Source organism: Mesorhizobium sp., from assembly GCF_005063415.1.
GTDB lineage: Bacteria > Pseudomonadota > Alphaproteobacteria > Rhizobiales > Rhizobiaceae > Mesorhizobium.
Map to the genome: position 1 here is coordinate 1 of NZ_SUEG01000158.1, position 11,766 is coordinate 11,766.

At 58.3% G+C, this 11,766-nt stretch carries 13 protein-coding genes and 1 pseudogene; 8 read left to right on the forward strand and 6 right to left on the reverse strand.

Annotated elements, in window-relative coordinates; translation table 11 throughout:
* Positions 1–161: 161 nt before the first annotated feature.
* Positions 162–563: a MobC family plasmid mobilization relaxosome protein gene (locus E5W70_RS27160; protein WP_292664274.1), complete on the reverse strand. Its 402-nt coding sequence runs from the start codon at positions 561–563 to the stop codon at positions 162–164.
* A 697-nt stretch (positions 564–1,260) separates the two neighbouring features.
* On the opposite strand from E5W70_RS27160, the gene E5W70_RS27165 reads away from it, so the two are divergent.
* From E5W70_RS27165 to E5W70_RS27180, 4 genes are all read left to right on the forward strand, one after another.
* Positions 1,261–1,974, forward strand: coding sequence for a ParA family protein (locus E5W70_RS27165; protein ID WP_292664276.1), 714 nt, complete (start codon positions 1,261–1,263; stop codon positions 1,972–1,974).
* 88 nt (positions 1,975–2,062) lie between these two features.
* Positions 2,063–2,407 (forward strand): hypothetical protein, encoded by a 345-nt coding sequence (locus E5W70_RS27170; RefSeq protein ID WP_292664278.1) that lies wholly within the window; start codon positions 2,063–2,065, stop codon positions 2,405–2,407.
* A gap of 30 nt (positions 2,408–2,437) precedes the next feature.
* Entirely contained in the window at positions 2,438–2,854 is a 417-nt protein-coding gene (locus tag E5W70_RS27175; RefSeq protein ID WP_292664280.1) for a hypothetical protein, read from the forward strand.
* Positions 2,855–3,056: 202 nt separating this feature from the next.
* Positions 3,057–3,554: a helix-turn-helix transcriptional regulator gene (locus E5W70_RS27180; protein ID WP_292664282.1), complete on the forward strand. Its 498-nt coding sequence runs from the start codon at positions 3,057–3,059 to the stop codon at positions 3,552–3,554.
* A gap of 322 nt (positions 3,555–3,876) precedes the next feature.
* Here E5W70_RS27180 and E5W70_RS27185 read toward each other — a convergent pair whose 3' ends face one another.
* From E5W70_RS27185 to E5W70_RS27195, 3 genes are all read right to left on the reverse strand, one after another.
* The gene (locus E5W70_RS27185) at positions 3,877–4,137 is read right to left on the reverse strand and encodes a DUF2285 domain-containing protein (protein WP_292664285.1); all 261 of its coding nucleotides are present in this window, start codon (positions 4,135–4,137) and stop codon (positions 3,877–3,879) included.
* Between the two features lie 276 nt (positions 4,138–4,413).
* On the reverse strand, positions 4,414–4,662 hold the full coding sequence (locus E5W70_RS27190) for a DUF982 domain-containing protein (RefSeq protein WP_292664287.1): 249 nt from the start codon (positions 4,660–4,662) through the stop codon (positions 4,414–4,416).
* A 208-nt stretch (positions 4,663–4,870) separates the two neighbouring features.
* Positions 4,871–5,170 (reverse strand): DUF982 domain-containing protein, encoded by a 300-nt coding sequence (locus E5W70_RS27195; protein ID WP_292664298.1) that lies wholly within the window; start codon positions 5,168–5,170, stop codon positions 4,871–4,873.
* Between the two features lie 408 nt (positions 5,171–5,578).
* On the opposite strand from E5W70_RS27195, the gene E5W70_RS27200 reads away from it, so the two are divergent.
* On the forward strand, positions 5,579–6,217 hold the full coding sequence (locus E5W70_RS27200) for a DUF309 domain-containing protein (RefSeq protein WP_292664290.1): 639 nt from the start codon (positions 5,579–5,581) through the stop codon (positions 6,215–6,217).
* Between the two features lie 326 nt (positions 6,218–6,543).
* Complete coding sequence (locus E5W70_RS27205; protein WP_292664300.1) at positions 6,544–7,008, forward strand: MucR family transcriptional regulator; 465 nt, start codon at positions 6,544–6,546, stop codon at positions 7,006–7,008.
* Positions 7,009–8,027: 1,019 nt separating this feature from the next.
* Here E5W70_RS27205 and E5W70_RS27210 read toward each other — a convergent pair.
* A pseudogene (locus tag E5W70_RS27210) lies at positions 8,028–8,345 on the reverse strand (transposase); the annotation flags it as partial.
* 279 nt (positions 8,346–8,624) lie between these two features.
* Here E5W70_RS27210 and E5W70_RS27215 point away from each other — a divergent pair.
* Positions 8,625–10,010: an SIR2 family protein gene (locus tag E5W70_RS27215; protein WP_292664292.1), complete on the forward strand. Its 1,386-nt coding sequence runs from the start codon at positions 8,625–8,627 to the stop codon at positions 10,008–10,010.
* Positions 10,011–10,250: 240 nt separating this feature from the next.
* Here E5W70_RS27215 and E5W70_RS27220 read toward each other — a convergent pair whose 3' ends face one another.
* The gene (locus tag E5W70_RS27220; protein WP_292664294.1) at positions 10,251–11,318 is read right to left on the reverse strand and encodes a DUF4917 family protein; all 1,068 of its coding nucleotides are present in this window, start codon (positions 11,316–11,318) and stop codon (positions 10,251–10,253) included.
* A gap of 80 nt (positions 11,319–11,398) precedes the next feature.
* On the opposite strand from E5W70_RS27220, the gene E5W70_RS27225 reads away from it, so the two are divergent.
* Positions 11,399–11,766: hypothetical protein (locus tag E5W70_RS27225; RefSeq protein ID WP_292664296.1), on the forward strand; the 368-nt coding region annotated here is incomplete at its 3' end.

The window sequence follows — 11,766 nt, forward strand, 5'->3', positions numbered from 1 at the left end:
CCACCACTACCGCCGCCCAGCTCGGCCATCGCTTTCAATCGGCGCTTCATTTCGTCTTCGGCCGACGAACGGCGTTTTGGCCCGAGCGACAGTTCATGCAGCAACGCCGCACGGCGCTGCTCCCATTCGCTCGTGAAGGCGCCGAAAAAGATCTCCACGCCTTACCCCTCCCCTCGCCGCTTATAGCCAGCGCGCTTCGCCAGCGATCGCAACTCCGTCATGACGGCCGCTTGGACGCGCTGCACGTTCCCGAGATTGATATCGACGTCGCTCGGATGAACGCCTTTGCCGCTGTTGAGCGCCCGCGCGACCTGATTGAGGTTCACGCCGATCGCGCGCATATCCTCCAGCAGCAATGCCATCACGAGGCGGTCTTCCTCGGTAAGGAATGGCCGAGCGCCCGCTCCCTCGATGATCAGCGACCGGAAGAATCCGGAAACCGTCATGTCGGCCGCCTTGGCGGCCTTTTCGATCGCCGCATATTCGTCCGCGCTGACGCGGGCATGCACCATTCGACCCTTCCGGTCCGGCTCGAGCCGGACCTCGAATTTCGCGTCGTCCATTGGCCTTGGGCCCCTCTCTCTGGCGCTTGCGGCAGGCATCGAGGGCTTGTTCCTCGATCGTTGGGAAAAATGTCGCACATTTTTCCGTATCCTGCCACCATCAATTAGACGTGAAATTCGCTTCAATAGAACCAACTTTTCGAGCGGCCCACATTTCGCTCGTCCGCATCGAAACGATGGGCAGGGCCTCCGTCCCTGCCCATTCAAACGCTAAAACGCTCTCCAGGGTTCACCTCCAGGACCGCTTTGTCGGCCTTTGTGTGCTCCTCGTACTCGTCCGCAAGGGACGCTCCGCTCTCCGCCCTGGCGGACTGCGTGCGAGCGTCACAGACGGCCTTCGCGCGGCTCCGGGGTTCACCACAAAGGGAGCGGAAACGCCGGTGCCGCCGCCTTCATCGGTCAAAAAGGAAAGTTGGGCGACTGTGGAGACTTCTAGGATGGCTCAAGCGGCAGCACACGGCCGGTCCCATTTCACACACGACTTGTTCACACGATGTGTTCACATGCTACGACGTTATGATGTGAAAGTAAGATGTGATTGAAGTATCACACGCTAGGAGGCGTGACCGCATCGTGTAAAAGCGCCATGCGAAACCAAGCATCGACTTCGTTTGGAAATCCTGTTGCCCAAGAGGAGGCATGAGCCTGGCGACGGCCTGCCGCGTTCGGCCTGGGGACGGCAAAAGAGGGGTCAGACATGTCTCGAAGGATTTGCGCGATTAGCGGAAAAGGCGGCGCCGGCAAGACGACGGTCATTATCCTCGTTGCCGGCGAGTACGCTATTCAAGGAAAGAAGGTTCTTCTGATCGACGCCGATCCGCGCCAAAACCTCGCCGAATGGTGGAAGCGATGTGAGGCCAAGGACAATCTTCCGGCCGACATCGAGCTGCACAGCGCGGCAACCCAGCGAAGCATTGAAACCGTGCTGGCCGAACAAGACGGCGTCTACGACGTAATCCTGATGGACTCACCCGGCGTCGACAGCGTCATCCGCGACACGATCATCCGTAACTCCGACCTTGTGCTGACGCCAATTCAGCCGAACCAGGATGAAATCAAGGCGGCTGGTGAAGCCGCCACCGTGACCGCGGATATTGGCGACAGGGAGGGGCGAACCATTCCCCACCTCAACGTGGTGACGCGCATCTCCCTTCCGGGCCGCTTTCTCGAGGCCTACAGGCTGATCCGTCCGTTCATCGCCAATCTTCGCGACAATGGCTATGAATCGACGTTGATGGATACCGAGCTCACCGAACGCAATTGCTACCGCGAAATCCGCAACGGCCTCGGCACTTTGCAGATGCTCGAACTGACCGACCCGATCATGAAGGGCCGCGCGGAGGTCGCGGCGCTTGTGACCGAGCTCGATCGCCATCTCGCGGCAAACCGGGAAAAGGTGGGAAATGTCTAAACCAGGCAAACTGTCCGTCTCTGACTTTCCGATCGCACCGCGTCGGCCGAAGCCAGCCACATCCAAAGCCGCAATGAAACCAGCCTCTGTGTCGGAAGAGGCAGAGGCGCGAATGCCTGCACGGGAACCAACAGCGGCGTCGGTTTCAGTAGCGGATGCGACAAGGGCACGGCCGCGGCGCAGTCTGCCAAACCCGAGCGGTGAAGAGCGCAAGAGCAAGGCGCTCGAACGTGCCCTGGCTCAGGAGGAGGGACGCTATCGCCTTCGCGACTTGAAGCGGGCGCACGCGCGGGAAGCCAAGCACTACGTCAATTGTCCGCTGGACTACGACACGAAGATGCGACTGCAAAAGGCCGCCTTTGACAACGACATCAAGATGACGGTGATTATAAAGGCTGCCATCGACCAGTTTCTCCGAGACAACGGCTATTGAACCGTGAGCGGTCGAAGCTTCCTGCTCGGGATGACGATCGGTATCCTTATTGGCATCTATGCCGCGCCGTGGGTCGGTCGCCAAGGCATCGACTTGGGTGAAGGCTCAAATGTCTCTTCCCCATTGAACGGGCTTACGGAATCCGCTCTCGATGCATCCATCCGGCCATCTGACGAAACCGCCAAAGGCGAGCTGTTTCGCTTATCCAATTGGGATATCTCAATGCACGGGACTGGATCGACGGTTGCCGTGAAGCGATGTATTAGTATTGGTAAAGATTCTATCGCGTGCGAACTCCTGGCGCATCTGGGGTGGGTCGATGGGAAAAAACTGTCGAAGCGGTGTTCGAGGGAAAGCCGGGTGCTTGGCGAATGGTTGCAGCCAAGGCGCGCTGATTTTCTCTCAGTGGGCAGTGCCTATCCCCGCGCCAGATCAAGGGCGTTATGAATGCAGGCTTCCGCTGGAAAGAACCAGGCAAGGCAAGCGCAGCACGGGCCCTGATGGCTACTTGCGAGCAGCGGAAAGCACCCCGGCTTCTGGAAAAGCGCTGTGGGGCGTGCGTGGGTCAATCCCGTTTTCAAATGTTTGGTTGAGGCGTCGCCCTATCCGCGACTGGAAAAGAAAGAAGGGAGAGGACGTGCCTAAGGATATGGACGCCTATAAAAACAAAATGGAATTGGTTGAGACGATTGATCCCGAGATCGACAAACCTGTTTTTCGCCGCCCGGGGTTCGAAGGCATCAAAACCTTCGGCGAGATTGACGAGAGAATAGCTCAGTTCATCCGCAAGGCGCGCAAGGACAAGGATCTGACCCGCGCAGAGCTTGCTCCCTTGCTTGGCCTATCGATGCAGGTTTATGGCCGCTATGAGCGCGCATTCTCAAAAATGCACGTCACCCGCATGATCCACCTGTGTGAAATCCTCGGGTTCATGCCGATGGAAATGCTGTTCAGCGCTGCCCCCCATCTATGGGGCCGCACGCCGGAGGAAGCGCGCGACACCATGGAACTTGCGCAACAGGTCGTGTCTCTGCCGCACGGCACCAAGCGCGACCTGCTGGCTTTGGTCAAGAAAATGGTCGCCTTGGAGCGTGCCGCAGACGGGGCAGCGGCGGAAACGCAGAAGGGCGAAGAAAGACGCTCCTAGGCGCCTCGCGCTGGGATGGATCTGCGCGGTTCCCGATTCGCTGCCCAACCTATGATTCCTCAGCCATGCGCCTTTTTGCCTGAATACGCCCTGAGCTTCCCTTCTGGATTTAAGAAGCGGTGGTGACGTGGCATAATCCGCGGCTTCCAGTGGCTAGTAGCCGCCATGCTGTGTTTTGCGCCCGTCGATCGCGGAACTGCGGCCGCTCCGAGTTATGAGCTACATGCGGCGTCACGGCGTAGCCGGTTGTCATACCGTTCTTGTGGCGAACGCCGTGATCACGTCTGACAAGCAGAGTGTGTCGCCGTCCGTTCACCCTCATTTACGCGAACAGCTCCTTGTAACCGGTCGTCATCATCCAGTTCGCCCGATCGAGATGGCTTCTCGCGGCTTTCCGCGCACGCTCCGGCTCTTCTGCCGGATCGATGCCGAGGATCTCCTGCGCCATCTCCTCATAGCTGGCATCATCAGCGGCCGCATCCAGGAACCTCAGGTACAGCGTGTGGTGCTGCTTGTCGTAGGTGGTCAGGCTGTCGGACCATGGCACCTCTTCCTGGATTGCCGGTTTCGCTCCAAGTTTCATGACAGTTCGGGTCTCCATCATTATTCAGTGGGATATTCCTTCGACAGGTTAGCCAAAGCGGATAGGAATCATAGTCCTAATTGACAATCGCTGATCCAGTCCGCATGTCCGCCGCGGCCGTGCTTGCAGCTTCAATATTCTGCCGCCGCCTCGACCAAGTCCAGGCTCAACGGCGGGAGATCCTCGAGTTCCCCTCGATGAACTGCTTGCGCGCGAGGCGCGGCAATCTTGCAGCGTTGCTGAGATGAACGAAATTCATGAGCGCGCGTCCAAGTCTCAATCGCTGCGCAGAATCTTTGCTTCGAGCGCGGCTGCCACAAAAGCACGCCGAGCGACTGGTGGATGAGCCTCACCTCGCAACACCTGCAGACAGGCGTCCATTGCTGCCTTGCGCTTCGCGGTCTGACGATGGAGATGCCGCAGCAGGATGTTGGACGCGTCATTGACATCGAACACGACACGCTCCGAGCTGTGACGGCTGACTTGAACAACGACTGGCCTTTCAAATCTGCGCGAGCCGTTCATCACTCCCCCCTACACCCAGCGGCGACAGCCTCGCTCGCACTTATTTCCTTAGCCGAAACATTCGGCTGCAACCCCACAGCTAAACTTGATCGCTGGCGTCCAAGCGGTGGTCACGAGCGCAATCTGTTCATGTCCGGTGGCGCGGGATTTGGCTAACTCAATCTAGACACTGTCGCCTTGCGCCAGTGTCGCACAGTTTGTGGAAAGCCTATGCCTGCACTTTTCCGCTGCCCGCCTTGCACGCAGCGAGCCACTGCATAGCGGAAGTTGGGTCCTCCAATATGGCAACTCGCTTCGCAAAGCCGATAAAGGCATTGCTGGCAGCGCCTACCGGTATGTGCCCAGCATATGCGTCACAACAAGCCCTCAGGGCGGTCTCGTAGGTCAGGTCTCTGCGATCCTCGGGCCACTCATTGAGAAACTCGATAGCGTCTGGACTGGCAATCTCTTGCACGATATAGCTGGCGCGCTTCACGAAAATGGGGCTGCTAAAAGCCTCAGCGTTCATTCGTTCCCCTCCACCTGCTCCATAGCCAATTTGCACGACCCGGGCCGCATCGACGCCCGCCGACCATTGCAGAAATGTGCTGTCAGGGCGATGACGATTCAAGAGGAAGAAGATGCGTGATCTGCATCCTCGGTAAGCAGTTCGGCTGCGCATCACCGCGAAGTCCGGCGAAGCCTGCTCAGGCATCTATCTTCCTTCCTGGCCTGATGAGGAGAACATTACCCCCCAGGTGCCGTCATTCTCTAACGGCGGATGAACCACACAAATTGAAAGGCCCCGTTTAACTGCCGAGCCACAATATGACCGCCTACGAAGTGAGGGCCCGCATGAACTGCCGATGACCGCCGACGCAACCTCGCAGCTTCGTGAGATCTGACTGGCTGACAACTATTTGCCAAGACATTCCTGATGCGGCGGCTATGCACGGAACTGGGCATCTGTTCAGGGCCACGGGTGTGCTATACGGCTTTGATGGCTATTGGTTCGGTGTTGCGCCGGCGCTGGCTGCCGGAAAAGAGCTTTCCATCCTATGCGTATCTGCCGGGCAGGCACCCGCATCCCGTGCGCGATTCCGCGGGACATAGCTACAACGGCGAAGCCATGCCGTTGGCGGCAGAGGCGTCGCTGGATTCAGACATTTTCCTATGGGGTCTCGACCTCTTCAACCACGGCTATTACTGGGAAGCCCATGAGGCGTGGGAGGGGCTGTGGCAAGTTGCAGGCCGAGGCGCTCCGCTTCGGACGCTCTTCAAGGGATTGATCCTGTTATCGGCGGCCGGCGTGAAGATCCGCGAGGGCAAGCAGGTGGCGGCGATACGTCATGCCGGACGCGCCGCGACGCTCCTTCGTCGGCTGAACACGGCGGATCATACCTTCGAGCGCGCGCTCGGCATGTCACCCGCAGCGCTCGCCGAACACGCAGAAGCCGCGGCACGGCTCCCGGCAGCCTTGCAGGCGACCGCGCTCGGTCAGCCCCAACCCGTGTTTGACTTCATTCTCGGACCAAGGCCCGGCGAAAGGCCGATCAGCTCGCAAAAAAACAGATAGTCATCCATAGAGGAAGCCGGGAATAAACCGGTCCCTTTGGGTCAACGTCAGTGACGAACGACGAATGCAAGGTTTCATTCACCTGGCCGTATTTTCATGAAGCGCGGAATTTCGTCTCGTTGTTTCCTGCATTACAAAAAGCTGAAAAGAGCACGGCTGCAGATCGGTTCCGGCGCCTGGCAGCCGAACGATTTCCGGGGCGGACGCCTATTAGCAATAGCTTATGGCGATACTTAATGCTGCCGAGACACTTATTGCTTTCAGCGACAGCCGTCACTATGACGCAGGACTTCGCCTGCTGTCTTTCAAGCCACCCGGAGAATTTCATGACAGAAGAAGCCGATCACAATCTCGACGCCCTCATCGAGCTTACCGCCGACGTCGTCTCAGCCTATGTCTCGAACAATCCGGTCCCAGTGGGCGATCTCCCAGCCCTGATCGGCCAAGTACATGCGGCACTAAAAGGAACCTCCGGCAGCGTTTCCGCAGAACAGCCGCAGGCTCTCAACCCTGCTGTCCCCATCAAGAAGTCGGTGATGGCGGACTACATCATCTGCCTTGAGGATGGAAAGAACTTCAAATCGCTAAAGCGCCATCTGTCGACCCACTATGGCCTCACGCCGGACGAATATCGCGCCAAATGGGGCCTGCCGGCGGGCTATCCCATGGTCGCGCCGAATTACGCCGCTGCGCGCTCGGCCTTGGCCAAGACCATGGGTCTCGGCCGCAAACCGAAACAGTCGGAAACGCTGGCGTCGGCCAAGCGGACCGGCAAGAAGGTCGCAGCCTGACTTTATCTCTCGAGGGTCGTGCGGGAGCGCGCGGCTGCTATCGGCATGATCTGCGCAGAATAGGGAAAAGCGGGGGACCAAGCCACGGCTTACCTCGCGCTCATTCGCTCTTGCCGGGACGCAGGAGAAAATTTCATCCAGTTACGCACAACCCACGCATCTACAAGGATCGCATCGTTGGGGACTACGCAGTCAATTGGCACGCCGCCACATATCAGTGGCGGATCGGCCGCAGCCCGGCATGAAGCTGCAAGCAAGGCTAATCGGTTCCGTCACCGCGTACTCTGAACATCGACATATGTGCGCCAACAGCCCGCAGGCCAAGGGCTGCCTCGAACGCGCCAACCTGGCGCTGCCGTCTTGTGAAGAAGCTACGCCTGGCGACATCAGCACGATCGACGCGGCGAACGCCTACGCGGCCGAGTTCGCTACCCCTTCGCCTCCCTCAATCCGCGCCATCGCGTCCGCCGCATCTCGACCGAAGCCGCAATCGTCAGCGGCCTCTCGCGCGAAAGGCCCGAGGAGCGCATATCCGGCTTCTTGTTCGCGGCAGGCTTAGCTGCAGTGCGGCCGATCGATGCCCGCACGCTTTTTCGGGAGGCCAAAGGCAGCGCATCGGCCTGGCACGCGCGCGCTCATGCTGCAGCCGGATCTGCTTGTCGCCGACGAGCGCCGGCGCTCGACGTATAGATCCAGGCGCAGATCTGCTCTCATGGCGACAACGCAAAGGAGAGCAAATGACCAGCACCATTAATCTCTACAGCCGCCAGCTACGGCAACCATTTGAAGAATGGATCTTTCGAGACCACGTCGATGCTTACGCCCAGGTCACGCTTTTGCACATGCGATATGCAATTTGTGCATTGCAATATATGCGGCGATCGATATGATCCTGTTGTCGACCATCTACTCCTCACAGATGCGATGCCGACGCTGAATGTGGTGCACCTCCTCCCGCGCTGCATTTCAAATCGAGCCCACTGCCACCTCCTCCGGCAGTGGGCTTTTTCTTTGTATTCGTAGGCCTCCTGGATGACCGCGGTGAGCGCCTTCTCGGCCATGCGACGCGGCTCCAGGAAGCTGGGGAAGTAGGAGCCCTTCCTCAGCTTTGGGATGCGCAGCTCGACCGTGCCGGCCCGCGTCTCCCAGTCCCTGTCGCGATGGCCGTTGCGCTGGACAAGCCGCAGCGGGTTCTTCTCGCCATGGGCCGCGCCGGTCGCCGCTCCCACTTCCAGCTCCATCAGCCGCTCAGCGGCAAAGCCGATCATCTCGCGCAAGATATCGGCGTCGGGGGTCTTCTCCACGAGCGTGCGCAGGTCCATCATGTCGTCGGTCATCGGTGCTTCCTTCGACAAATCCACGAGATCGAACAGGAGCGGTTGCGGCAGCTCTCGGTGGCCGGCAACGCTCGCGTCCGCTATGGCATGATTCGCATGGCCTGACGGCAGGAAGCTGCCGGTCTGCAGCGCGCCGCATTTCAGTCGCTCCCGAGCGGCCGCGGGCTGCCCGAAACCTGCCATTTCACTGAGCGGGTCACCGAGCTGTTGCTCTTGAAACCAATTCAATTGCCGACGGCCTCGTTCCCAGCTATCCAAGAAATGGGGAGGGCGAGTTTAATGGCAAAAGAAGAACTTGGCGCCGTGGACGTTGTGGCCGACGGCGAGTTGGATACGGCAACTACTGTTGCAGAAGCAATCCAGGCGATAATCGAGGAGTTTGACGTCCAGCCGGTCTTGTTCATCGGCTCGGGTCTACCTCGCCGGTACATGGGTGCGCCGGACTGGGAGGGTGCCCTCAGGTACGCACTCGACATCATCGGCGACCGCACACAGCCGTATTCTTATTTCGTCCAGAAGTTCGGCGATGACAAAGTCAGGATCGGTACCGCGATAGCCGACTTGATTTTCGAATGGGCATGGAGTGACGGCAGAGACCGTTTCGACCCCGCACTTTTCGAGGGTGCCGACAGACACGTGTTCATGAAGTCGATAGTCGCCGAGCATTTGAAGAAGATCACCCCATCGGATCGCGGCGGTCTTGCGGCGGAGTTTAATGAAGAAATATCCGCCTTGAGGAATATACGCCCCCACGCGATCATCACTACGAATTACGATTCAATGATCGAGCTGATCTTTGAAGGCTACGAGCCTATCGTCGGCCGTGGGGTGCTTCGGTACGACCTCAATTCGTTTGGCGAAATCTTCCATATTCATGGCATGACCGAAGATCCGCAGAGCCTCGTCCTAACCAGCGCAGACTATGAAAATTGGCACAAGCAGAGCCGGTACTTCGCTGCGAAACTCCTGACCTACTTTGCCGAACATCCGGTCTTTATTTTTGGCTATGGCCTGGGCGATCCGAATGTCCGGACACTGCTCCAGGACATAGGGCGGATTGCAGCCGACGAAAGTGGATTGGTGAGCAACGTCGCCCAAGTGGTTTGGCACGCCGAACTCAAAGGCGGTCCGTCGCAGTCCGAGGTGGTCATAGACGACGAAGATGATGGTCGACAATACAGACTACGTGTCTTCAATGTTTCGTCTCTGAAGGAGGTTTTCGAGCTGCTGTCCGCAAGGCACGAGCTGAAACAGGTCAATCCGGCCCTGCTACGCGCCCTTGCCGCACGATTGATGAAGCTCACGCGCAAAGACATTCCCCGTGGAACTGTGGAAGTGGACTATACCACCCTCGAAAAGGTGGCTCAGGACGACGAACAGCTTCCTCGTATGCTCGGTCTAACCTTGGCTGACACCAACAACAAAACGCATCCCTTCACACTGTCCCAAGTTGCGGACGAGCTCAAGCTCAAGGGATGGAACGCCCTAAATCCGGTCATTCGAAAGATCAAGGATGAGAAGGGAATAGACTTGCGAGCCTCGGACAATTGCTACCACGAGCGGATTAAGACGGGGAAAAAGTCGGCGACGAGGAAATGGTCGCATGATGCAGTCGAGCTGTTCCGCAATGTGCTCGCGGGCAAGGAGTACAAGCTGCGAGATTGAGCCATTTCTTCCCATTTCAGCGCAAACGGATGATTGCATCCGCCATAAGGTTGGCGAATGAACGCTTCTGCTGAGGGTCAGCGTTCGGCCCATATGCTGTCGAGCAGCAATGCCCCGTCAGGGCCGTTTATCCGCCGAACCATCTCTCCTGAAACCTGCCGTATGTTCAGGGGACTGGTCGGACGACGATCAAGGAAGAGCGAGGGGGCGGAGAAGGCAGTGCGAGTGGTTCAGGTTCTATCAGTTTCCCCAGATTTTGGCCGACTCCGCATCGTAGAAATCCACCTCAAGCGGCCACTTCTCCGTTCTCATACCGGCCAACGTCTGCGCCCTCACAATGATCTTCTGGTTCCAATCGGCTAGGGGATCGCCGTACAGCCCGACGTACAGCTTCTTGCACCGTCCACGGCCGATACGGGTCAGGATGTGATCGTCGTTCTCGGCGAGGGAGTGACCGAAGATGAAGAGGCAGTGCGTCCCGGTCTGAACGTTTGCGGTGAACAGCTTGAAGCCTTGATACAGATAAGCATTGTGACGGATCTTCGCCTTCTTCTGGGCACTTGTTCCCTCTGCCACAAACAGGGGAAAAGCGTTACTGGCGAGCGCCTCTCGGGCTTGGTCGATCAGAGGGATGCCCTTCCTGATCCAGGTATATTTCAGCAGTTCCTTGCCGGAGTCGAATAGGTGCAAGGCACCGTGGAGGAACATCACGCAAGCACTGTGGGCGTTCGTCTCGCCCTGCCATACGACATAGTCGGCGTCGGGAGCGTCCTCGTCATTACCAAAGCCGTCATTGGTGGCGAGGTTGATCGGCGCGCCGAATGGCATGTCTCCATGCATCAGGGTCCAATAGAGAAGCAGGTCGTAGTTTAGAGTGAAAACACACCCCGCCTTGGCCCCCGAGAGAAAGTGGGAAAGGAAATGGCGGCAGGCCCAAAATTTGTCGTCGGGAATATCCAGCGGAACATGCGGATGGTTGCCCGCGATGGTCTGCACGAGGATTTCCTTTAGGACACTGGCGTGTTTGAGTATGGTGGCCGGCGCAGTGTCGCCGTAGGACGTGTATGCCGGAAGTATCTTTGCAGCGTTCTCCAGAGCGTGGATCGCCGCCTCGAAATCTTGAGTATCCAAGGCTTTGAAGACGGAAACCACCTCAGGCGCTGCCGAGAAATCAGCTTGTGCGAAGAGAGATCCGTAGTGGAAGATGTCAGCACGGCAGGCGATGCTGAAGCCGTTGCCCAGCAGGAGGTGACGTTTTGCGAACTTCTCGGAATCAACTATCGCGTCGACGAATGTAGGCAGCGTCATCGCATCCTCCCTCATTAGGGGGTGCATGGCAGATTTTGGTCTTCTCAGCCAGATGAATTCGATCGGCAGGTACACGCCGGTTGGCGTCGTTCCACCTTCTGATTGCCACATCCGAAACCCGCCGTTCGTTAGACTGGTTCGGTCTTCGTATTTCCGCCTCGCTGATTAAGGCCCGGCGTGTCTCGCTCAGGTTGACAACTATCAATATGGTTGACAGAGTCTTCGAAACGCCCGATTCGAGCGAGGAGATGATGATGCGGCCTTGGGACTATCGCCCGGAACTGACTGAAGATCGGCTGGTCAAAGTCGCGCAGCTGCTCGCGCTCGGCCGTGGCAGTGCGGTCGATCGCTTCGATCCCACAATCGGCGACGATAACTGGACCTTGGGAGTCTGCGCCTACAATTACGGCTGCTTCCAGATCGCGCAAGCTGCGGGAACACCAGGTTT

Excerpts from the sequence above, each read along its gene's own strand:
- E5W70_RS27180 (WP_292664282.1), top strand. The coding sequence starts at position 3,057 with ATGGACGCCTATAAAAACAAAATGGAATTGGTTGAGACGATTGATCCC.
- E5W70_RS27195 (WP_292664298.1), bottom strand. The coding sequence starts at position 5,170 with ATGAACGCTGAGGCTTTTAGCAGCCCCATTTTCGTGAAGCGCGCCAGC.
- E5W70_RS27190 (WP_292664287.1), bottom strand. The coding sequence starts at position 4,662 with ATGAACGGCTCGCGCAGATTTGAAAGGCCAGTCGTTGTTCAAGTCAGC.
- E5W70_RS27185 (WP_292664285.1), bottom strand. The coding sequence starts at position 4,137 with ATGAAACTTGGAGCGAAACCGGCAATCCAGGAAGAGGTGCCATGGTCC.
- E5W70_RS27205 (WP_292664300.1), top strand. The coding sequence starts at position 6,544 with ATGACAGAAGAAGCCGATCACAATCTCGACGCCCTCATCGAGCTTACC.
- E5W70_RS27220 (WP_292664294.1), bottom strand. The coding sequence starts at position 11,318 with ATGACGCTGCCTACATTCGTCGACGCGATAGTTGATTCCGAGAAGTTC.
- E5W70_RS27160 (WP_292664274.1), bottom strand. The coding sequence starts at position 563 with ATGGACGACGCGAAATTCGAGGTCCGGCTCGAGCCGGACCGGAAGGGT.
- E5W70_RS27200 (WP_292664290.1), top strand. The coding sequence starts at position 5,579 with ATGCGGCGGCTATGCACGGAACTGGGCATCTGTTCAGGGCCACGGGTG.
- E5W70_RS27165 (WP_292664276.1), top strand. The coding sequence starts at position 1,261 with ATGTCTCGAAGGATTTGCGCGATTAGCGGAAAAGGCGGCGCCGGCAAG.
- E5W70_RS27215 (WP_292664292.1), top strand. The coding sequence starts at position 8,625 with ATGGCAAAAGAAGAACTTGGCGCCGTGGACGTTGTGGCCGACGGCGAG.
- E5W70_RS27175 (WP_292664280.1), top strand. The coding sequence starts at position 2,438 with ATGACGATCGGTATCCTTATTGGCATCTATGCCGCGCCGTGGGTCGGT.